The organism is Tindallia californiensis, from assembly GCF_900107405.1.
Lineage (GTDB): Bacteria > Bacillota > Clostridia > Peptostreptococcales > Tindalliaceae > Tindallia > Tindallia californiensis.
The window spans coordinates 72,080-92,831 of sequence record NZ_FNPV01000002.1 but is presented as its reverse complement, the minus strand read 5'-3'; the positions used below and the strand labels follow the sequence as shown (position 1 = coordinate 92,831).

Here is a 20,752-nt window from a genome sequence, read left to right as displayed (position 1 = left end):
CACAAAAGAAGGAATTGGTTAAAATGTGTCGAATTAATATATCAAAGATTTTTAAAAGCCTAAAATCTTGTTTATGATGAAGAACGTTGGTGGATTATGAAAGGTCGAATACCTGAAGAATTAGTAGATGACATTATTCAGCATAATGATATTATTGATGTGGTTAATGAATATGTACCTCTAAAACCAGCAGGTTCAAATTATAGGGCGTTATGTCCTTTTCATAATGAAAAGACACCCTCATTTATGGTTAGTCGTGAAAAGCAACTTTATAAGTGCTTTGGATGCGGACAGGGTGGAGGCGTAGTTCAATTTATTATGGAAAAAGAAAATTTAGACTTCGTTGAGGCTGTTCATCATCTTGCAAGGCGTGTTGGTATTCATATACCGGAGAAAAATATAACGCAAGAAGAAAAACAAAGGCTCGAAAACAATCGCAAGATGACCGAGATAAATCGAGAAGCAGCTAATTTTTTTTATCGTTGCCTAACATCTCGTTCAAACAAAGGATTTGAATACCTTAAGAGTCGTGGTTGGAAAAAGAAAACCATTCAACAGTTTGGAATAGGATTTGCACCAGATCAATGGGATGCACTATTAAAGCACTTAACGTCTAAAGGTTATGAAACCCAACTGGCTCATCAAGCAGGACTTATTACGAAAGGAAAAACAAAAGATACCTACTATGATCGATTTCGAAAACGATTGATGTTTCCTATTTTTAACAGTCGTGGAGAGATCGTTGGTTTTGGAGGTCGGGTGATTGATACAGAGGATCAGCCAAAATATTTGAATTCTCCAGAAACATCCCTTTTTAATAAAAGAAAATTACTATACGGGCTGAACTTAGCAAGGGTTCATGTTCGGGAAAGTGGAAGTATTCTGGTGACGGAAGGGTATACGGATGTCATCTCCTTACATGAGAAAGGCTATGGAAACGCTGTAGCAACCCTTGGGACATCCTTAACAGCAGACCATGTTCACCTATTATCCAGGTATACCAAGTTAGCAATTTTGTGTTTTGATTCAGACTCGGCTGGCAGTTCGGCTGTGTTAAGAAGTATTGACTTATTTGCGAAAACCGACTTGAAAATAAAGATATTAACCTTACCTGAAGGAACAGACCCTGATCAATATATTAGACGAAAAGGACAAAGAGCATTTGAAAGCCTTATAACAGAAGCACCAACTTCTGTGGAATATCAAATTAATCTAATAAGAAAAAAACATTCATTGGCTACTGTTGAAGGAAAAATTCATTTTGCTCGCGAAGTAACACAGATATTATCAAAATTGAAAAGTGCTGTTGAAAGAGAAGCTTATGCAGCACGGTTGGCAGAAGAAATGGGTATTTCTAAAACAGCACTTTTATCAGAAGTTAAGAGTTCTGGGTTTAGATTGGGAAAACAGAAACGAGATGATAAATGGAATCAGAAGAATGGCCAGACAAGATCAATTAATTCAATGCAACCAATAAAAGATGAATCAAGTTATTTACATGCTGAAAGGCAATTGTTGAAATGGATGATAAGGAATATGGAAGCTTTAGATAACATCGAAAATCAAATTGATGAAGCTTATTTTTTTGATGAGTCTCATAAAATGTTATTTAAAATAATGATTGAGCAACAAGATTTATTAAAAAGTTCTCCTGAAGATGTGCGTTTTTTTGAAGGATTTGAGAAAGATTTCCAGAAAGTATTACAAACGGAAATTGGAGAATTATCGAAGGAGCGAATCATTAAACATTTTCGTATCAGTTACAAGAAAAAACAATTAACCGAAGAGTTGAAGTTTTGGATGGAAAAACAAAAAGAAATTGAAACTCAAGAGGATATTGAAACAGATGAAAAGGAAGATGAAATGTTGAAAATAGGTGTGGAAGTGCGAAGAATCAACATAGAACTGCAAAAAATATCTTTGCAGAAAGGAGGCGGTGACCATGGGAAATAACAACGTAATAGATCTGACCAAAGAAGCTCTAAAAAAACTATTGGAAAAAGGGCAAAAAGAAGGCTCTTTATCTTATAGTGAAATAATGGATACGCTTGAAAAATTTGAATTGGATAAAGATCAAATTGACGAATTGTATGAACAGTTTGGGACTTTGGGGATTGATGTTATCAGCGACAAAGATGAAATTGAAATAGATGATCCTATAGAAGCTGATATAGATCCGGATCTTAAAGTGGATGAACCGATACAGGAAGATTTATCTTTCTTGAAAGGTGTTAACATTGATGATCCGGTAAGAATGTACTTGAAGGAAATTGGAAAAGTACCATTGTTGACCAGCGATGAAGAAATAAGGCTGGCGAAAGCGATGGAAGCTGGCGATGAGTATGCCAAAAAGCAACTGGTAGAAGCAAACCTAAGACTGGTAGTGAGTATTGCGAAAAGATATGTTGGGAGAGGCATGTTGTTCTTGGATCTTATCCAAGAAGGAAATTTAGGCTTGATAAAAGCAGTAGAAAAATTCGATTATCGAAAAGGTTATAAGTTCAGTACTTATGCAACTTGGTGGATTCGTCAGGCCATCACAAGAGCCATTGCTGATCAGGCCAGAACCATTCGGATACCAGTGCATATGGTGGAAACCATCAATAAGTTAATTAGAGTCTCGCGTCAGTTGTTACAAGACTTGGGGAGAGAGCCAAAACCAGAAGAAATTGCAGCGGAAATGGATATACCGGTAGAAAAAGTAAGAGAAATACTAAAGATTGCTCAAGAACCAGTTTCCCTAGAAACTCCCATAGGAGAAGAGGAAGATAGTCATTTAGGCGATTTCATTCCTGATGAAGATGTGTTAGCGCCTGCTGATTCAGCTGCGTTTTCTTTACTGAAGGAGCAGTTGGTGGAGGTTCTTCACACCTTAACAGTGAGAGAACAAAAAGTTTTACGTCTGCGTTTTGGTTTGGATGATGGTAGAGCCAGAACCTTGGAAGAAGTGGGAAAGAAATTCCAAGTAACCAGAGAGCGTATCCGCCAAATTGAAGCGAAAGCCTTAAGGAAGTTAAGACATCCAAGCAGAAGTAAAAAACTTAAAGATTATCTAGAATAAAGAAGACCGCCCTTGGCGGTTTTCTTTCAATAAAAAGGACGTGCAGAAGTGATGATCAACCTTCCTGATAGGTTAAAAGCCATTGCAAATAGTATTGAACCAGTATCTGTTGTTGCGGATATTGGAACGGATCATGGATTATTACCGGTGTATTTGTTACAGCGAGGGATTGTTTCGCGAGCAATCCTTTCGGATGTTAATCAAGACCCTTTGGATAAAGCGAAAAAAACAGCTGAAAACTATGGATTTACAGAGCGTATAGATTTTAGGCTAGGAGATGGACTTCTTGTGTTAGCTCCGACAGAAGCGCCAGTTATTGTCATTGCTGGGATGGGTGGAATATTGATTAACTCATTGCTTCAATCGGCGTCCTCTGTTGCGAAAAAAGCCGAATACTTGATTTTGCAACCTATGCAGGCGGTACCAGAAGTTAGGAGATTTCTGTTAATGAATGGATACCAGATACTTTCGGATCAAATGGTAAAAGAAAAAAATCATTTTTACCATATTCTTAAAGTGACTTATCAAGAGTTAAAACCCGTTACCATTAGTCCTTTAGAATCCCTCATAGGCCTTTATTGGAAAGATAACTCTCCAGAATTGATGACGGAATTTGTGAAGGAACAACTTCAAAGGTATCAAAAGAAGCAAGCTGGACTATCAAAGAGTGCGAATCCAGATAAAATGCACATTCAAAAATGCCAAGAAATCATTAATGAGTTGAAAGAGGTGGTAAAATGGCTACAACAGTGAGGGAAGTTATTGATGCGTTGGAAGGTAAAGTTTCTGCTAAGTTAGCTATGAAATGGGACAAAGTTGGCTTGCAAATTGGATCAATGGATAGCAGGGTGGAAAAAACGCTTACCACACTGGACATAACTTCTGAGACGCTAGATGAGGCAATCCGTCAGAAAGCTCAATTGATTATTACGCACCATCCCTTTATCTTTGATCCGCTCAAGGCCATCAGAACAGACGAAGTGAAGGGTGATATGATCGCACGGATCATAAAACACGATATTAATGTTTACGCTGCTCATACGAATATGGACATTGCGAAAGACGGACTGAATGACTGGGCATCGGATTTGTTAGAACTTCAAAATGTAAAAATATTGGAAGAAACAGACACTGAATTATTAGAAAAGCTGGTAGTTTTTATTCCTTCGGAGCATGTTCAGCAAGTCTCGGATGCAATTATGAATGCGGGCGCCGGACATATTGGAGAGTATAGCCATTGTGGCTACTACCTAGAGGGTACTGGAACTTTTATGCCTTTGGAAGGGACTAATCCTTTCATAGGAAGGACGAACAAAATAGAAAATGTAGAAGAAGTAAGACTGGAAACGATTCTTCCTGTTTCTATCAGGACTCAAATTATACAAAAAATGACGGAAGCCCACCCTTATGAAGAAGTTGCTTATGATCTTTATCCACTCAATAATCAAGGAGAAAAAAACGGCATTGGTAGAGTGGGAGACCTATCGTCAGCGATGTCTCCGGAGATGTTTATCGAAAAACTTAAACAAGCATTCCAAATACCTTTTCTTCGATGGACGCCAGGTTTGTCGGAATCTATTAGTCGTGTTGGCATACTGACAGGGAGTGGAGCAAGTGCTATTGGATCGGCGATAGCTAAAGGTTGTGATTGTTTGGTAACAGGTGATATTAAATATCATGATGCACAGTATGCTCATGAACAAGGGATTCATCTTTTTGATATTGGTCATTTTGAATCAGAAATCACTTTTGTGCCATTAATGAAAAAAATCCTTCAAAATCAAGCGGAAATATGCGGTTTAGACATAGAGGTACTAGGAGCGACAACACAAAAAAAGCTGCTAATAACTAAATAAGTCTTAGCCAACCACTTTTGACAGAAAAATAGAAGAATGATAAAATGTAGTTAAGGAAACTAGTAATGAGCGAGTAAGTCAGATAGTCGCGGCATCTTTTATAAGATGACGAGGAAAGTCCGAGCTCCGCAGGGCAGGGTGCTGGGTAGCTCCCAGTAGAGGTGACTCTAAGGAAAGTGCAACAGAGATATACCGCTCAATAACTAAAGGCTGTCTTTTAGAGATTGCTTTGATGTTGAGTAAGGGTGGAAAGGTGAGGTAAGAGCTCACCAGCGGTCAGGTGACTGGCTGGCTATGTAAACCCCATCCGGAGCAAGACCAAGTAGGGATAAGGTAGCGATTGCCCGTCGTGTCCCGTGGTAGGTTGCTTGAGCCTATTGGTAACAATAGGTCTAGATAGATGACTATCGAATACAGAACTCGGCTTATAGATTTAACTCGCTCCTGTAGGTTCTGAACCCCTTGAAACTTAATTGTTTCGGGGTTTTTCTTTTTGAAGGAGAGAATATTCTGATTTATTTGCTCTTATCTATTGACATCCTTGGGAAAACCTGTTATTGTATATTTTAATAAATTTCTGAATCTTATAAAATATAATATTAGCCAATGATGGAGATAAACGTTAACTATGTTTTTTCAGAGAGTCGGTGGGTGCTGCGAACCGATAAACTGGTTAATAATACGCTCACTCCGGAGGCGCAGACCTGAAAAAATAGTAGGGCTGCCGGTTGCTTCCGATAAAAAGCTAGAGTTAATACTCGTTGAGATTTGCGCTGTAAAGCGCAAATGAATACAGGTGGTACCGCGAAAAAGCCTTTTCGTCCTGAGATATGGATGAGGAGGTTTTTTATTTTTATTAATATGAGGAGGGTTAAAAATGAAGATAACTGGTGCTAAGGCTGTGATAAAAGCACTTGAAAAAGAAGGTGTGGAATATATATTTGGATATCCGGGAGGAGCAATTTTGCCGGTTTATGATGAGTTGAATACATCAACATTAAAACATGTCTTAGTTCGACATGAACAAGGAGCTGCGCATGCGGCCAGCGGTTATAGTCGCGTTACAGGAAAGGTAGGGGTATGTCTTTCGACATCAGGGCCAGGAGCTACTAATTTAATTACGGGGATTGCTACGGCATATATGGATTCCATTCCTATGGTTGCTATAACAGGTCAGGTTTCAACGAATGTTATTGGCCATGATGTGTTTCAAGAGGTGGATATTACAGGAGCAACAGACCCGTTTACCAAAAATAATTATTTAGTAAAAAAAGTAGAAGACTTACCAAGAATACTGAAAGAAGCTTTTCATATTGCGACTACAGGAAGGCCGGGCCCTGTATTAATTGATATTCCAAAAGACATCCAAATGGCAGAGTTAGATTTTCTGTATCCAGAAAAAGCAAATCTGTTAGGATATAAACCAACTTATAAAGGACATCCTCGGCAAATAAAAAAAGCGGTAGAAGCGATCATGAGTAGTGATAAACCAATGATTATTGTTGGTGGCGGTGGTGTTATGAGTGATGTTAAGGAGGAAATAATAGAACTGGCTGAAAGAATTGATGCACCAGTAGCGACAACCATGATGGGCATTAGTGCGTTTCCTGCCAGTCATCGGTTATACTTAGGGATGTTGGGTGGTGATCATGGTGTGTTTGCGGCTAAAAAAGCGATTGAGGAAGCAGATCTTCTGATTGTTATGGGGGCAAGAATGGCTGATCGTTCTACTGGAAAAACAGAAGAATTTGCGAAACGTGCTCAAGTAATACACATTGATGTGGATCCGGCTGAAATTGGTAAAAATATCTTAATAGATATCCCGATTGTAGGAGAGTTAAAGCAGGTACTTAAAGATATGCTGAAAAAAGATTTCAGTAAAAACAATCCAACGTGGTGTCAGCAGAGTGAAGAATGGAAACAGGTGATCAATGGTGTAGGAGAAAAAGTAGAGGGTTTAAACCCCATGGTTATTATTAAAAGTCTTTCGGATCAGGCGAATAAAAACACTATCATTGCAACTGATGTTGGACAACACCAGTTATGGGTTGGGAGATATTACGCCTTTGAAAAACCTCGAACTTTTCTAACATCAGGTGGCCTTGGTACCATGGGTTACGGACTACCGGCGGCGATAGGTGCGAAGCTAGGAAAACAAGATCAAGAAGTGGTGCTGGTAACAGGTGACGGAAGTTTTCAAATGAACTTAACGGAAATGGCGACGGCAGTGCAGGAGGGATTGACGATAAAAATTATTATCTTAAATAATAGTTGTTTAGGCATGGTTCGTGAGCTTCAACAGCATTACTGCGAGGAAAGATATAATCAAGTAGCGATGAAAGGAAATCCGGACTTTTGTCAACTGGCGAAAGCCTATGGATTTAAGGCAAAAAGAGTAAATAAACCGGATGAAATAGAAGAAAGCATTAAAGAGTTGTTATCGGAAGAAGGATCATTCGTAATGGAATTTCAAATTTGTGATTCAGCAAATGTAATTCCGAAGGAAGGAGGTTGTTTAAGATGAAACATGTACTAGCGATCCTTGTGGAAAACAGACCGGGTGTTTTGTCTAAAGTTGCTGGATTGTTTGGGCGGCGAGGATTTAATATTGATAGCTTAGCTGTTGGCACAACAGATCATCCGGATATTTCGCGTATCACTATTGCAGTAACTGGCGACGAATATCTAGTTGAACAATTATCAAAACAATTGAACAAATTAATTGATGTTATTAAAGTATCGAACATTGGGGATGATTGTGTTGCCAGAGAGCTAATCCTTATAAAGGTACATGCATCACCAGCAACTCGGAACGAAATAGTAGAAATAGTAAATATTTTTCGTCAAAAAATTGTTGATATTACCAAAACTTCTGTCACTGTTGAGGCAACAGGGGACATAAAAAAAGTAGAAGCACTAATAGAAATGCTACGTGACTTTGGAGTGAAAGAAGTTGTTAAAACTGGAATGATTGCCATTGATCGCGGTGCAAAAGCGATAGATATAAAGCAGGTGGAGAAAAAGGTAAATCACTATGAATAAAGGATTGTTTATATCATCATTGTGAATTTGAAGAGCAATTGCGAATAAAAAATATTTTTGGATAAAGAGTTCATTAACAAAAGAAAAGGTGGTATGATGATGGTGTACCGTTGGTGAATCTGAATATAAATAGCAAATGATAGGAGGCTTACGTGTATGTTCAGGGGTATTTACACTCCCATTGTAACACCCTTTGATGAAAAGGAAGAGATTGATTATCAGAAATTATTGGTTAATCTAAGCAAATTAGCGGATACGCCTTTAGAAGGATTGGTGGTGTTAGGGTCGAACGGTGAGTTTCCCTATCTTACAGAAAGAGAAAAACTGGATATATCTACCTTTGTTCTCAAAGAAAAAGCGGAAAAGCAAAAGGTGATTGTTGGTGCGAGTCATGAGTCTGTTTTTCAAATGAAACGATTTATTGATAAGATTCAACCCTTTGAACCATCTGCTTTGTTAGTATTGCCGCCACATTACTATAAAAGCAGCATGAAAGAGGAGGCACTATATCAATTCTTTGTTGATATTGCTGACTACTCACCAATGCCGATTATGTTATATAATATGCCGGGTAACACAGGGATTAATATGCCGGCATCGCTGGTTGTCAAACTTTCTTGTCACCCCAATATTCTGGGGATTAAAGATACAGCCGGAAACATTGTCCAGTTATCTCAAATCGTTGGGGAGACAGAAAAAGATTTTTCTGTATTTGCTGGAAGTGCCAGTTATCTGTTGCCTGCCCTTGCAATAGGGGCGAAAGGGGCGACCTTGGCTTTGTCGAATGTTTTAGCGGAAAAGTGTTGTGAAATTTATCAATTATTTAATGAAGGTGAAATGGTTAAAGCTCTGGAGCAGCAACAAAAGATAATTCGAATTAATACGCTTGTGACAGCAGGCATCGGTGTTCCGGCTCTGAAATATGCAATGGACTTGAAAGGATATCAAGGGGGAATGCCAAGAAAGCCAATGCAACTCTTGACTGAAGATGAAAAAACTAGGGTTAGAAAAGCTTTAGCGGAAGCGGAAGTATAATGGTAACATAGGCAATAAAAAGGTGATAATTATTTTTTATAGAATACTCTACTAAAAAGTCTGCTTTAAAGCAGGCTTTTTATGATATAATGAAATGTCGTATGAATCGGGTACTCCGAAATTTGGTAAAAAAGAAAGAAGGAACGAGTTATGGTTAGAGAAGACTTAAGAAATGTTGCTATTATAGCCCATGTTGATCACGGGAAAACAACTTTGGTGGATCAGCTATTGAGACAAAGTGGAACTTTTAGAAAGCACGAAAATATTGATGAGCGGGTAATGGACTCCAGTGATATCGAGCGCGAACGTGGCATTACTATTTTATCAAAAAACACCGCCATTCAATATGATGATATACGTATCAATATTGTTGATACACCCGGTCATGCTGACTTTGGTGGCGAGGTAGAAAGAATAATGAAAATGGTGGATGGGGTCTTGTTGCTTGTAGATGCAGCTGAAGGACCAATGCCTCAGACTCGATTTGTACTAAAGAAAGCATTAGGACAGAAACTGAAGCCTATCGTAGTGATCAACAAGATTGATCGTCCGGAGGCTAGGGTAGAAGAAGTAGTAGACGAAGTATTAGATCTTTTCATTGAATTGGGAGCTGACGAAGATCAATTGGAATTTCCTGTTGTTTATGCATCAGCAAAAGCTGGTATCGCAACGAGAACAATGGAAGAGGAGAAGAAAGATATGAAGCCTCTTTTTGAAGCGATTGTTCAGGAGATTCCAAGTCCTGAAGGCGATGCGGAAGATGGTTTGCAGCTATTGATTTCAAATATAGATTATGATAAATATACAGGCAAAATAGGAATAGGGAGAATAGTACGCGGTAGGCTGACAAAGGGACAACAGGCTGTTCTGGTAACGACAGACAAAGAAGAAATAAATGTAAAGATTAATAATTTATTTATGTTTCAAGGTCTTAAACGCACAGAGGCAGACGAAGCTTTTGTAGGAGAAATTGTATCGGTTTCAGGTATTGAAGAAATTAGTATAGGAGATACCATTTGTTCACCGGAGAAAGTCGAAGCATTGCCTTTTATTGCTATTGATGAGCCGACCATCTCCATGAATTTCATGGTGAATGACAGTCCTTTTGCCGGAAAGGAAGGAAAGTTTGTTACCAGCAGACACCTTAAAGACCGACTGGAAAGAGAAATGCTGTCCAATGTGGCGATGAAAATGGAGGTAGTTACCACAGAATGTTTCCGTATATTAGGGCGTGGAGAGCTTCACATTTCGATTCTGATCGAAACTATGCGTCGTGAAGGCTATGAATTTGCTGTATCCAGACCTGAAGTTATTATGAAAAAAACGGAAAATGGTTTAATGGAGCCGATGGAGATGCTTTATGTCGATGTTCCTGAAACACATATGAGCAGTGTGATAGAGAAACTGGGACAAAGAAAAGCAGAAATGATCAATATGATTCCCTCGGGGACAGGCACAACCAAACTTGAGTTTCGAATACCGGCCAGAGGCCTTATTGGATATCGCTCAGAATTTTTGACAGATACAAAAGGCTATGGGACTTTTCACCATCTATTTGATGGCTATGAAGCCTATAAGGGTGAAATAAGAGGAAGAAACAGAGGTTCTTTAATAGCACATGAATCAGGTCAGGCGGTAGCTTATGGAATTTACAATGCACAGGAAAGAGGCGTTATCTTTATAGAGCCAGGGATGGATGTTTATGAAGGCATGGTAGTGGGTGAAAGTTCGAGATTAGAAGACATAACGGTTAATGTATGCAAGAAAAAACAAATGACAAACATAAGATCTTCAGGTGCCGATGATGCACTTAAGCTGGTTCCTCCTGTTCGGATGTCTCTGGAGCAGTCGTTAGAGTTTATTACAGACGATGAGCTGGTTGAAGTTACTCCTCAAACGATTCGACTAAGAAAAAGAATTTTGCAAAAAGTTCAACGAGAAAGAAGTCAAAGACAGAAGAATGTATAAAATCCGGTTTTTTTAAGCCGGTTTTTTTCTATTCTCAAGATGTATAAATAAAATGATTTTTAATGTATTAAGATAAGATTTTAATATAGAAATTATTTGAAAATCAAAAAATACTTAAATAAAATATAGAAAAATTGCTTTTATTTGACTTAAACAAAAATAATTGGATATACTGTAAAATAGAGCTAAAAGTGAGGAGGAGAAAAAATGGCTAGGCCTAAAAAAGAGCGCATCGTTTGTTTTGTTCCATCGATAAAAGCCTTTGGACCGGTGGAACAATGTTCAGAGGCAATGAATCGAGTTGACATGAGCATAGAGGAGTTTGAAAGTATTCGTTTGATGGATTATGAAAATCTTGGTCAAGAAACAAGTGCTGAAGTGATGGGAGTCGCTCGTTCAACTTTTCAGCGTATTTATAATGATGCAAGAAAAAAAATAGCCTATAGTCTTGTTCAAGGAGCTACTATTCATATTGAAGGTGGTAACTATAAACTGTGTGATGATTTTACAGGGAAAGGTCATTGTTTTCCAAAAAATCATAAGGAAGAGAAAGTATGAAATCGAATATTAACTGGAACCATTTAATGAAAGCGTCCAAAACCTACGGAATTATTTTTCCTGCATGTCTTGATATGGATGAAGTGGATTTTGCTGGGAGGCATCTGGGGAGAAGCACTTATGAAAGTTATCTTCATGGAAGTGATTTCAGTAGAGTACATTCTCTAAAATGGAAACATATTGAAACAGCTGAAAATATAGGAGGTATCCTCTACCCGCCTCCGTTCGATATCGAAAATGCCGATTTTACTAAACGAGATATTTCGAAAAGTGATTTTAGTAGAGTGGGTTATTTATCATGGGAAATGATGAGAACGGCCACTGAGATCTGGGGTATTCGTTATCCCAAAAAGTTTCAGATTGAAAACTTAGATTGGGATGGACGTTTTATTGCTGGTAGTGATTTTTCTAAAGTAGAGCACTTAAGATGGAAACATTTAGAAGCGGTTTGGGGATTGACGGATCTTGTTTATCCTGAGACATTTGATATAGAGAAGGCTGATTTTAATGATAAAAACATTAGTGGAAGTGATTTGAGTCATGTAAGGAAATTAAAATGGAACCAAATGGCTAAGACTGAGTTTTTATTTCGAATCATATTTCCGGAAACCTTCGATATAGAAAATGCTGATTTCAATGAAGATAGGATGGGAAAGCCGAGGGATTTGACAGACTGTGATTTCAGGAATGTTAGTTCTTTAGATTGGATACAGATGAAGGATGCGGCGGAACATAGTGGTATCAAATATCCGGAAAGCTTTGATGTGAAATCCGCTGATTTTACTGGGAAAGATATTAGCAGAAGTGATTTCAGTTTGGTGCAAGAACTATCTTGGGAAGATATTATGTGGGCGGAAGATGCCAGTGGCATTATCTTTCCTTCTACTTTTGATCCTGCATCGATAGAGTCTGAAGGAAAAAACTTTAGTGGAAATGATTTTAGTCAAGTGAAAGGCTTAAGATGGAAACACATAAAAGATGCCAGGTATTTAGCGGGAATCGTGTTTCCTGAAGATTTTGACATCGAAAATGCAGACTTCACCGGAATTGACTTGCGTTTTTCTGATTTCAGTCGAGTGGAAAAGCTGGAATGGGATCACATCAAAGTAGCGGGAAAAGATTTGAGAGGCATTATTTATCCGAATGGAATGGATATGTCGGGAGCTGATTTTGCTGGAAGAGAAATTGGTGGCAGTGATTTTTCAGGTGTTAAAGGACTGGAATGGCGTCAGCTTATAAAGCAAACAGGGTGGAAAAAAATGCTTGGAATAAAAAAATCAATGAGAGGAATCATATACCCTCCCGATATTGATATGAAGAGGGTGGATTTTGAAGGGTATGATGTTAGTTACTCTGACTTTAGTCACTTCAAGTAAAAAGACAGTTCTGGGGAAGCTTGTGGACGCTTAAGATTTAGCCTTCTGAAGGAAGGCTAAATCTTAGAAAGATCGATATGCTGTTTTGTACTCTCTAAAAAATAGTGCAACATTTTAGCTGTCATGCCCCAAATGACATGGTGCTGATAATAATAAAAAAGAACTTTATAAGTTCCTGTTCGCCATCCATATTTTTTTCCGTTAGGAATGGCATGATAGGGAAACTGATCATCCATTTTCATCTCAAAGGTTAAGGTATACTCTTCGGGTTTTTGAGTAGCAAAATAGGAGAGTGGGACGGTGAAAATGGAATGAACTTCATCGGTGGAATAATTAATATCTTCAAAAGAAACATGCTGCAATACACCGCAATATGGAAAAATTGAAAATTGAAAAGGCGTTGTATAAGGAGGAAGTTCGCCGATGATTTTAATTTGATTTTGAGAAATATTAAGTTCTTCCATTGTCTCTCGCAGAGCTGTATTGGAAGGGTGTTCGCCATCCTCCATTTTTCCGCCAGGGAAACATATCTCACCAGGTTGGCTTTCTAAATCAAAGGAGCGAACCTCGAAAAGGATATGCAATTTATTATCGATGTGGATAAGAGGCAACATGACGGCGAACATGGCACTATGATCATAACCTCTAGCACGGCTTTTGGCTAAAGCATTTGATATTTGCTGATAGTTCATTATAACACCTCATCTTCTGTTACCAATCATCATAACATGATAAAAAGAAAAATGAAACGGATATTAAAAAGACAGGAGGATTATTCATGAAAATATATACGAAAACCGGTGATAAAGGTGAAACAAGTCTTTATGATGGCAAAAGAGTAAAAAAAGATGAAGTTAGAGTTGAAAGTTATGGAACCATTGATGAGTTAAACAGCTATATAGGATTTGCGAGACATTTTATTGAGGATAATGAAATTTCAATGATATTGCTTCGCATTCAAAGAGAGTTATTTGATGTAGCAGGTGAACTGGCCACAACAGACAGAGAATTATTTCCTGAAAAGATTGAGCAAAAGCATATTGATGATCTTGAAAAAATCATTGATCAATACCTGGAAAAAATTGATAAAATGGATGCGTTTATTGTTCCTGGAAGCAGTAAAGCCTCGGCAAGCTTGCATGTTGCAAGAACGATTTGCAGAAGAGCTGAAAGAAGAGTTTTGAGGCTTAGTCGAGAAGAAGATGTCAGTGAACTTCTGATGAAATATATTAACCGGCTATCGGATGTATTATATGCCATGGCTCGCTTTTTAGAGACAGACTTGAATTATGTAGTATTTGAAAAAAATCAAACCACTTCGTAGGCTGACGCGGAAAGGAGAAAAAACATATGGATAAAAAAATTGACGGTGTTTTATTGAGCGAGGAAGTAATAGAAAAAAAAGTAATAGAGCTTGCACAGCAAATCAAAGCAGATTATCGGCAGGAGGATGATTTGTTGGTAGTTGGTGTTTTGAAAGGTGCCAATATTTTTATGGGAGATTTAATCAGAAAAATTGACCTCCCTCTAGAAATTGATTTTATGGCTGTTTCCAGTTATGGAGCTTCAACAGAAAGTTCGGGTGTTGTAAGAATACTGAAAGATCTTGATGCTGATATAAAAGGAAGGCATGTGTTGATTATTGAAGATATTGTGGATACGGGTTTGACCCTACAATACTTAACAGATATTCTAAAAAGAAGAAAAGTAGATTCTTTAAGAATATGCACCTTGCTAGACAAGCCCTCCAGAAGAAAATGCGACCTTCATATTGATTATGTAGGGTTTGAAATACCGGATCGTTTTATTGTGGGATATGGAATTGATTATGCTGAAAAATATAGAAATCTTCCGTATATTGCGACTGTTGAAGAATAACTGTCTCAACCTTGATTTTTCTATCAATGATTATTATAATGATGTATAATGATTGCTATGGTGATGTGTGAATAGTTTATCAAAAATGATTTAGGGAGGTTTTTTATATGGCGATGCAAGTGCCCATTGCATTATCAAATAGGCATTTACATGTAAGCAAAGAAGACTTAGAGGTTTTATTTGGTGAAGGATACGAATTGACTAAATTAAAAGATCTAAAGCAGCCGGGACAGTACGCTGCAGAGGAAAAAGTGGATTTAGTAGGACCTAAAGGGAGTATTAAAGGAGTGCGCGTGCTTGGGCCGACCCGTAGCAAGACGCAAATAGAAATATCATTTGCGGATAGCTTTGTTCTTGGTGTGAAGCCACCTGTCAGAGACTCTGGAGATCTTACTGAATCACCGGGAGTTAAAATTATCGGGCCTAAAGGTGAAGCAGTGTTGGACGAAGGTGTGATAGCAGCGGCTCGACATATCCATATGACACCGGGAGACGCAGAAAAGCTAAACCTGAAAGACAAAGATACCGTCAAGGTCAGAACGGGTGGAGAACGAAGCGTTGTTTTTGAAAATGTGCTAGTAAGAGTGAACGAAAACTATGCGTTAGAAATGCATGTCGACATGGAAGAAGGAAATGGTGCAGGTGTAATTAATAATCAATTAGTAGAGATTATTGCTGAATAAGCCATTTCAACGGCTGGTGTAAAAGTCGCATCAATATCATTACAATTGTTGCGACTTTTCTTGTGTTTTTTGGGTAATATATGCTAAGATGATCAGATCATAAACAGAATTCTTGGCCGTAGCAGTATCGAAAAATGGAGAAAATGGAGGTGGAAAGGTGGATCCTATTGCGTTTACAATTTTTGGAATTGAAGTAGCATGGTATGGCATTGCCGTTGCGATGGGAATGTTAGCGGGAGTCTGGTTAACTCAAAAGCGTGCACAAGATCAAGGTTTTCATGAGGATGTCATCTTTGACATCGCGATTTGGGCAATCCCTTTTGGTGTTTTGGGAGCAAGAATATACTATGTGTTATTTAATTGGGATTATTATGGCGGAGATTTAACGAGGATCTTACAGTTTAGAGAAGGCGGACTGGCGATTCATGGTGGTATTATTGTGGGATTTGTGGTTGGTTATTTTGTTTGCATAAAAAAAGAAATTCCCTTTTGGAAAATGGCGGATATTGCGGCGCCTGGATTTATCTTAGGACAAGCTATAGGCAGGTGGGGAAACTATTTTAATCAAGAAGCTCATGGTGGACCAACGAATTTGCCATGGGCAATCACGGTAAACGGAGAGCTGGTTCATCCTACCTTTTTATATGAATCTCTTTGGAATGTAATGGTCATGGTCTATTTAATACGATATTCGCCGAAAAAAAAGAGTGATGGAGAAGTTTTCTTTCTCTACTTAATACTCTATTCTATAGGTAGGTTTTTTATTGAGGGGTTAAGAACAGATAGTCTAATGATTGGCCCTCTCAGAACAGCGCAACTCATTTCGATGCTCATGATTTTAGGTGGAACAGTCGCTATTAAAGTAATGCGGAGAAAAAATACTTTTAAGAAATAATAACAAGATAGTGAAATAAAAAGAAACTTCTGCTGTTAAGGCAGGAGTTTTTTTGAACAAAAAACGAACGAACGTTTTAGAAGAACATGAGTTCGTAGGCAATAAGCCTCAAAGCCTTCATTTTGCTGGAAAGATTTGATTATTTATTTGGAAATAAATCCGAAAACGGTTGAATATTTCATGAAAGTGGTATAAAGTGGTATAAAGTGGAAAGAAAATCCACAGTAGCAAGGGAAGTGGGTTGCCAATGTTTATCGGAGAATATGCACACACGATTGATACAAAAGGTAGACTCAGCATGCCTGCTCGTTTTCGTGAAGAGTTAGGAGAATCTTTCATTGCTACGAAAGGATTGGATCAGTCTCTATTTGTTTATCCAATGAATGAATGGAAAACATTGGAAAGCAAATTGAAGCAGTTGCCATTAACGAATCAAAATGCGAGGGCTTTTGTGCGGTTTTTTTTCTCGGGAGCTACAGAATGTGAATTGGATAACCAAGGGAGAATCCGCTTACCTGCTAATCTTAGAGATCATGCAAAACTAGAAAAAGAAGTAATGGTAATAGGGGTAGGGACTCGGGTAGAAATTTGGAGTCAACCTATCTGGCAGGAATATAATAGCGATGAAAATCTGAGTTATGATGAAATTGCCAGCAAGATGCAAGAGTTAGGAATTTGATCGGTTGAAGCGATGAATGACGAGGGGGCATGCAGGGTGAGCTTAAATCACGAATCTGTATTACTATCAGAATCTTTGCAATACTTAAACATAAAACCTTCTGGAATTTATGTAGATGGAACCTTAGGTGGTGCAGGTCACACAAGTGCCATTGCACAGCAGTTGGGAGAAGAAGGTCTTATAATAGGCATTGACCGGGATGAAGTGGCCATACAAGAAGCGTCTAAAAAAATGAAGGGTTTAAATCTTTCTTGTCGGTATGAGATTATCCATGATGAATTTGCCAACATAAAACATATTCTTAATGAGTTGTCGGAACCCTTGGTAGATGGCATACTTCTGGATTTAGGAGTATCATCTTTTCAGTTAGATGAAGGATCCAGAGGTTTTTCGTATATGCAGAACGCATCGCTTGATATGAGGATGGATCAAAGACAATCCTTTAATGCAAGCGATGTCGTTAACCAATACTCGGAAGAGAAGCTACATCAAATTATAAAAGAGTATGGAGAAGAAAAGTGGGCAAAACGTGTTGCTTCCTTTATCGTTGAAAGTAGACAAAGGGCTCCTGTTGAAACAAGTTTTGAACTTGTGGAGATCATTAAAAATGCAATTCCTGCAAAAGCTAGAAGAGAGGGGCCACATCCGGCAAAAAGAACTTTTCAAGCGATAAGAATGGAAGTTAATCAAGAACTACAGCAGATAAAGTCACTATTAATGACAGCGATAGATCATTTAAAGCCAGGAGGCAGGTTGTGTGTCATTTCCTTTCATTCCTTAGAAGATCGAATGGTTAAAAGTGCTTACAAAGAATTTCAAAAGGATTGTGTTTGTCCTGTGGAATTCCCGGAATGCAAATGCCAGCAAAAACAACAAATTAAAATAATAACAAGAAAACCAATTGTATCTGGAGAGGGCGAATTAGCACATAACCCACGTGCGAGAAGTGCAAAACTGAGAGTAGCTGAAAAAATATGATTTTGAAAGGGGTGTAAAACATGCATGCAGCCCAGCAGTTACCTTATGAATACCCGTATGAAATACCGGCTACGAAGGAAAAAAAAGGTAAGCAGAACAAAAAAAAGAAGGCAGAAAAGAAAAAATATGCGCTAGAGTTGGTTGTTCTAATGGCTTGCTTAGGTGCTGTCTTAGCACTAAACTTATTTCTGGTGGGCCGATATGCTGACATTACTAGCACCAGACATGCGGTGACAACTTTGGAGAAAAAGACGGAACAACTTCAAAATCAAAGGGAACAATTAATGGTTGAGATAGAAAGAGCTTCCAGGTTAGAATGGGTTGAAGCGGAAGCGAAGACAAGGCTATCAATGAAATACCCTGATAAAGATCAACTTATTTATATCAGTGTGGATCCGGATAGAGTGAATCAAGTGTCTCAAAGAATAGAAACGCATTGTACTGAAGAAGAACACAATGGAACCTTGCCTCAGCCGATAGAAAAAATAATTCATAAATTTGCGGGCATTTTACGCATCTAAAATGGTATACTTTCTACGGGAGGTGCGTTAGCTTGAATGCTTCAATTAATGGATGTCGAAAAAGAATTTTCATAGTACATATCCTTGTGTCACTGGCACTGTTTGTTTTGATTGTTAGACTTGGTTGGCTTCAAATTGTTGAAGGTGAGCATTACCAGTCAATGGCAAATCAACAACATACCAGTGATTTTGTTGTGCCATCCAAAAGAGGAACCATCTATGATAGAAATGGAAAAGAGCTGGCTTTGACAACTGTTAAAAGTAGAATCTGGGCAAATCCAATGATTATAAATGATCCGGAAGAAACAGCGCGAGTATTGGCCGAGGCTCTCGAATTAGATGAAGAAGAAATTTTATCAACAATAACGAGGGAAAACAGCACCTTGGTCAGTGTTGCAAGAAGGGTTAATGATGATGTCAGAAAAGAAATCGCAGAACATAAAATTCGAGGCATTTGGTTTGTTGATGATAATGAACGCAATTACCCTTATGGAAACTTTGCGGCTTATATTTTAGGTCATACAACAGATGACGGAATGGGAATTGCGGGTATTGAGCAACGCTATGAAAAAGAACTTTCAGGTAGTTCTGGGCGCTCCATTCTTCACTTGGACGGAGCGAGAAGACAACTACCTTTTTATATGGAAACACATTATCCACCATCTAATGGGAAAGATATTATCCTGACTATCGATGAAGTAATTCAACACTATACAGAAAGAGCGGTTGTTAAGGCTTTGGAGGAAAATAAGGCGAAGAGAGTAATAGCGATTATGATGGATGTAAATACGGGTGAAATTCTTTCCTTGGCTGCGAAACCTGATTATGATCCTAACACGCCCAGAGAATCGCTGGATCCAGAAAAAAGAGATGCGTTAAAAGAGTTGAGCTCTGAAGAAAGAATGAATTCTTGGTTTGAAATGTGGCGAAATCCGGTTTTTCAAGAAGTGTATGAACCGGGGTCTGTCTTTAAGGTTATTACAACGGCAGCAAGTTTAGAAGAAAACATAGCAACTCCATATACCAATTTTTATTCAGAGGGGCGGATAGAGGTAAGCGGAACAACTATTAGATCTTGGCGGTGGTACAATCCATTTGGCGATCAGTCTCTAAAAGAAGCTGTGAAGAATTCTGATAACCCTGTTTTTGTGAAACTGGTACAGGCGCTAGGCAAAGAGAAAATGTATCAGTATTTGTATTCTTTTGGTTTTAATGAACTGACCGGAATAGATTATCCTGGAGAAATCAATTCATTGATGCATCGGGAAACTAACGTAGGCCCTGTTGAACTTGCTACAACCAGCTTTGGTCAAGGGATATCGGTTACACCTATAAGAATGCTGACTTCGGGGGTGGCAACCATTAATGGAGGATACCTTTTAGAACCAAAGCTGGTTCGAGGTACCCGATCGGAACAGGGCGAGCTAGAGGAGTTTTTTGAACCAACCATTATTAGACAGGTAATCTCAGAGAAAACGTCTGATGAGATGAGGTACATTTTAGATTATGCTATTTCAGAAGATTCGCTTGCTCATGTACCTGGGTATCAGTTTGGTGGAAAAACAGGGACGGCACAAAAAATTGTGGATGGCGGATATGCCCCAGGAAAATATGTATCTTCTTTCTTTGGTTTTTTTCCTGTAGAGGAGCCTGAGATAGCTTTGCTGGTGTTGATTGATGAGCCAAGTGCTGGAGATTATTTTGGTGGAGAAGTGGCATCGCCTGTTGCTGGAGAAATTTTCAGAGAAACATTGAGGTACTTGGATTACAAACCAGTCTCTCATAGGGATGAAGATCATCGTAAAGATATTATTGTTCCAGAAATTCGCGACCTTACCGTTCGCGAGGCCAGGAACTTATTACAGGAACACGGTTTGGAAATGAATCTGGAAACCGCATCAACACTTGGTGATGATGCGGTTGTGATCGACTTATTTCCTAAGCCTGGCACAAAGGTACCGAACAATTCTAATATTATTGTATATACAGGTCATGAAGCGAATGAAAGCGGCCTTGTTCTGGTTCCTGACTTGAGAGGGAAAACCATTCGCGAGGTCAATACGATAATTGGAAATAGAGACTTGCAGCTAAAAATTACTGGCAGTGGGTTAGCGATAGAGCAAAGCCCCTCACCCGGCACTTTTTTAGAACCGGGATCGCTGATAAATGTTCGTTTTGCACCAGAATAATTCTTTTAAACTGGTAATTTAGCTAAAAAAAAA

Annotated in this window: 19 protein-coding genes, 1 other RNA gene and 1 other annotated feature; of the genes, 19 read left to right on the top strand and 1 reads right to left on the bottom strand. The window is 38.5% G+C overall.

The features are described 5' to 3' along the window. The first annotated feature begins 96 nt into the window (after nucleotides 1-96). The 11 genes from dnaG (at nucleotide 97) to BLV55_RS02545 (ending at nucleotide 12,896) form a co-directional block, all read left to right on the top strand. A complete protein-coding gene (gene dnaG, locus BLV55_RS02595) occupies nucleotides 97-1,953 on the top strand; it encodes a DNA primase (RefSeq protein ID WP_093310783.1) in 1,857 nt (618 codons plus the stop codon). After that, entirely contained in the window at nucleotides 1,943-3,061 is a 1,119-nt protein-coding gene (gene rpoD, locus BLV55_RS02590) for an RNA polymerase sigma factor RpoD (protein WP_093310780.1), read from the top strand. Before dnaG ends, rpoD begins: the two co-directional genes overlap by 11 nt. A 51-nt stretch (nucleotides 3,062-3,112) precedes the next feature. Continuing rightward, a complete protein-coding gene (locus BLV55_RS02585) occupies nucleotides 3,113-3,814 on the top strand; it encodes a tRNA (adenine(22)-N(1))-methyltransferase (RefSeq protein ID WP_242870025.1) in 702 nt (233 codons plus the stop codon). Continuing rightward, a complete protein-coding gene (locus tag BLV55_RS02580) occupies nucleotides 3,799-4,917 on the top strand; it encodes a Nif3-like dinuclear metal center hexameric protein (RefSeq protein WP_093310775.1) in 1,119 nt (372 codons plus the stop codon). Before BLV55_RS02585 ends, BLV55_RS02580 begins: the two co-directional genes overlap by 16 nt. Nucleotides 4,918-4,987: 70 nt before the next feature. Continuing rightward, nucleotides 4,988-5,362: RNase P RNA component class A (gene rnpB, locus BLV55_RS02575), an RNA gene on the top strand. A 152-nt stretch (nucleotides 5,363-5,514) separates the two neighbouring features. Continuing rightward, nucleotides 5,515-5,746 (top strand) — a binding site (T-box leader). Nucleotides 5,747-5,794: 48 nt separating this feature from the next. Further along, a complete protein-coding gene (gene ilvB, locus BLV55_RS02570; protein WP_093310772.1) occupies nucleotides 5,795-7,441 on the top strand; it encodes a biosynthetic-type acetolactate synthase large subunit in 1,647 nt (548 codons plus the stop codon). Further along, nucleotides 7,438-7,959 carry an acetolactate synthase small subunit gene (gene ilvN / locus BLV55_RS02565; protein ID WP_093310770.1) on the top strand — a complete coding sequence of 174 codons (522 nt, stop codon included), beginning with the start codon at nucleotides 7,438-7,440 and terminating at the stop codon, nucleotides 7,957-7,959. Before ilvB ends, ilvN begins: the two co-directional genes overlap by 4 nt. 156 nt (nucleotides 7,960-8,115) lie before the next feature. Beyond that, nucleotides 8,116-8,994, top strand: coding sequence for a dihydrodipicolinate synthase family protein (locus tag BLV55_RS02560; protein ID WP_093310767.1), 879 nt, complete (start codon nucleotides 8,116-8,118; stop codon nucleotides 8,992-8,994). A 150-nt stretch (nucleotides 8,995-9,144) separates the two neighbouring features. After that, nucleotides 9,145-10,962, top strand: a complete 1,818-nt coding sequence (gene typA / locus BLV55_RS02555) for a translational GTPase TypA (RefSeq protein ID WP_093310765.1) — start codon at nucleotides 9,145-9,147, stop codon at nucleotides 10,960-10,962. Between the two features lie 207 nt (nucleotides 10,963-11,169). Further along, nucleotides 11,170-11,520 carry a DUF134 domain-containing protein gene (locus BLV55_RS02550; RefSeq protein WP_093310762.1) on the top strand — a complete coding sequence of 117 codons (351 nt, stop codon included), beginning with the start codon at nucleotides 11,170-11,172 and terminating at the stop codon, nucleotides 11,518-11,520. Further along, on the top strand, nucleotides 11,517-12,896 hold the full coding sequence (locus tag BLV55_RS02545) for a pentapeptide repeat-containing protein (RefSeq protein WP_093310760.1): 1,380 nt from the start codon (nucleotides 11,517-11,519) through the stop codon (nucleotides 12,894-12,896). Before BLV55_RS02550 ends, BLV55_RS02545 begins: the two co-directional genes overlap by 4 nt. A gap of 56 nt (nucleotides 12,897-12,952) precedes the next feature. On the opposite strand, the gene BLV55_RS02540 is transcribed toward BLV55_RS02545, so the two are convergent. Then, complete coding sequence (locus tag BLV55_RS02540; RefSeq protein ID WP_093310757.1) at nucleotides 12,953-13,588, bottom strand: NUDIX hydrolase; 636 nt, start codon at nucleotides 13,586-13,588, stop codon at nucleotides 12,953-12,955. Nucleotides 13,589-13,674: 86 nt separating this feature from the next. Here BLV55_RS02540 and BLV55_RS02535 point away from each other — a divergent pair, with 86 nt between their 5' ends. From BLV55_RS02535 to BLV55_RS02500, 8 genes are all read left to right on the top strand, one after another. Continuing rightward, the gene (locus BLV55_RS02535; RefSeq protein WP_093310754.1) at nucleotides 13,675-14,220 is read left to right on the top strand and encodes a cob(I)yrinic acid a,c-diamide adenosyltransferase; all 546 of its coding nucleotides are present in this window, start codon (nucleotides 13,675-13,677) and stop codon (nucleotides 14,218-14,220) included. Between the two features lie 26 nt (nucleotides 14,221-14,246). Continuing rightward, a complete protein-coding gene (gene hpt / locus BLV55_RS02530) occupies nucleotides 14,247-14,774 on the top strand; it encodes a hypoxanthine phosphoribosyltransferase (protein ID WP_093310751.1) in 528 nt (175 codons plus the stop codon). 113 nt (nucleotides 14,775-14,887) lie between these two features. Then, nucleotides 14,888-15,457: a phosphate propanoyltransferase gene (gene pduL, locus BLV55_RS02525; RefSeq protein WP_093311459.1), complete on the top strand. Its 570-nt coding sequence runs from the start codon at nucleotides 14,888-14,890 to the stop codon at nucleotides 15,455-15,457. Between the two features lie 157 nt (nucleotides 15,458-15,614). Further along, on the top strand, nucleotides 15,615-16,352 hold the full coding sequence (lgt, locus tag BLV55_RS02520) for a prolipoprotein diacylglyceryl transferase (protein WP_093310748.1): 738 nt from the start codon (nucleotides 15,615-15,617) through the stop codon (nucleotides 16,350-16,352). Nucleotides 16,353-16,599: 247 nt separating this feature from the next. Continuing rightward, nucleotides 16,600-17,031: a division/cell wall cluster transcriptional repressor MraZ gene (gene mraZ / locus BLV55_RS02515; RefSeq protein WP_093310745.1), complete on the top strand. Its 432-nt coding sequence runs from the start codon at nucleotides 16,600-16,602 to the stop codon at nucleotides 17,029-17,031. A gap of 36 nt (nucleotides 17,032-17,067) precedes the next feature. Continuing rightward, entirely contained in the window at nucleotides 17,068-18,009 is a 942-nt protein-coding gene (gene rsmH, locus BLV55_RS02510; protein WP_093310743.1) for a 16S rRNA (cytosine(1402)-N(4))-methyltransferase RsmH, read from the top strand. Between the two features lie 20 nt (nucleotides 18,010-18,029). Then, a complete protein-coding gene (locus BLV55_RS02505; RefSeq protein ID WP_093310740.1) occupies nucleotides 18,030-18,530 on the top strand; it encodes an FtsB/FtsL family cell division protein in 501 nt (166 codons plus the stop codon). A gap of 32 nt (nucleotides 18,531-18,562) precedes the next feature. Continuing rightward, a complete protein-coding gene (locus tag BLV55_RS02500; RefSeq protein WP_093310738.1) occupies nucleotides 18,563-20,719 on the top strand; it encodes a PASTA domain-containing penicillin-binding protein in 2,157 nt (718 codons plus the stop codon). Nucleotides 20,720-20,752: the final 33 nt, after the last annotated feature.

What these genes read in the sequence shown, in the direction of transcription:
- dnaG (WP_093310783.1), top strand. Translation starts at nt 97, where the DNA reads ATGAAAGGTCGAATACCTGAAGAATTAGTAGATGACATTATTCAGCAT.
- rpoD (WP_093310780.1), top strand. Translation starts at nt 1,943, where the DNA reads ATGGGAAATAACAACGTAATAGATCTGACCAAAGAAGCTCTAAAAAAA.
- BLV55_RS02585 (WP_242870025.1), top strand. Translation starts at nt 3,113, where the DNA reads ATGATCAACCTTCCTGATAGGTTAAAAGCCATTGCAAATAGTATTGAA.
- BLV55_RS02580 (WP_093310775.1), top strand. Translation starts at nt 3,799, where the DNA reads ATGGCTACAACAGTGAGGGAAGTTATTGATGCGTTGGAAGGTAAAGTT.
- ilvB (WP_093310772.1), top strand. Translation starts at nt 5,795, where the DNA reads ATGAAGATAACTGGTGCTAAGGCTGTGATAAAAGCACTTGAAAAAGAA.
- ilvN (WP_093310770.1), top strand. Translation starts at nt 7,438, where the DNA reads ATGAAACATGTACTAGCGATCCTTGTGGAAAACAGACCGGGTGTTTTG.
- BLV55_RS02560 (WP_093310767.1), top strand. Translation starts at nt 8,116, where the DNA reads ATGTTCAGGGGTATTTACACTCCCATTGTAACACCCTTTGATGAAAAG.
- typA (WP_093310765.1), top strand. Translation starts at nt 9,145, where the DNA reads ATGGTTAGAGAAGACTTAAGAAATGTTGCTATTATAGCCCATGTTGAT.
- BLV55_RS02550 (WP_093310762.1), top strand. Translation starts at nt 11,170, where the DNA reads ATGGCTAGGCCTAAAAAAGAGCGCATCGTTTGTTTTGTTCCATCGATA.
- BLV55_RS02545 (WP_093310760.1), top strand. Translation starts at nt 11,517, where the DNA reads ATGAAATCGAATATTAACTGGAACCATTTAATGAAAGCGTCCAAAACC.
- BLV55_RS02540 (WP_093310757.1), bottom strand. Translation starts at nt 13,588, where the DNA reads ATGAACTATCAGCAAATATCAAATGCTTTAGCCAAAAGCCGTGCTAGA.
- BLV55_RS02535 (WP_093310754.1), top strand. Translation starts at nt 13,675, where the DNA reads ATGAAAATATATACGAAAACCGGTGATAAAGGTGAAACAAGTCTTTAT.
- hpt (WP_093310751.1), top strand. Translation starts at nt 14,247, where the DNA reads ATGGATAAAAAAATTGACGGTGTTTTATTGAGCGAGGAAGTAATAGAA.
- pduL (WP_093311459.1), top strand. Translation starts at nt 14,888, where the DNA reads ATGCAAGTGCCCATTGCATTATCAAATAGGCATTTACATGTAAGCAAA.
- mraZ (WP_093310745.1), top strand. Translation starts at nt 16,600, where the DNA reads ATGTTTATCGGAGAATATGCACACACGATTGATACAAAAGGTAGACTC.
- BLV55_RS02505 (WP_093310740.1), top strand. Translation starts at nt 18,030, where the DNA reads ATGCATGCAGCCCAGCAGTTACCTTATGAATACCCGTATGAAATACCG.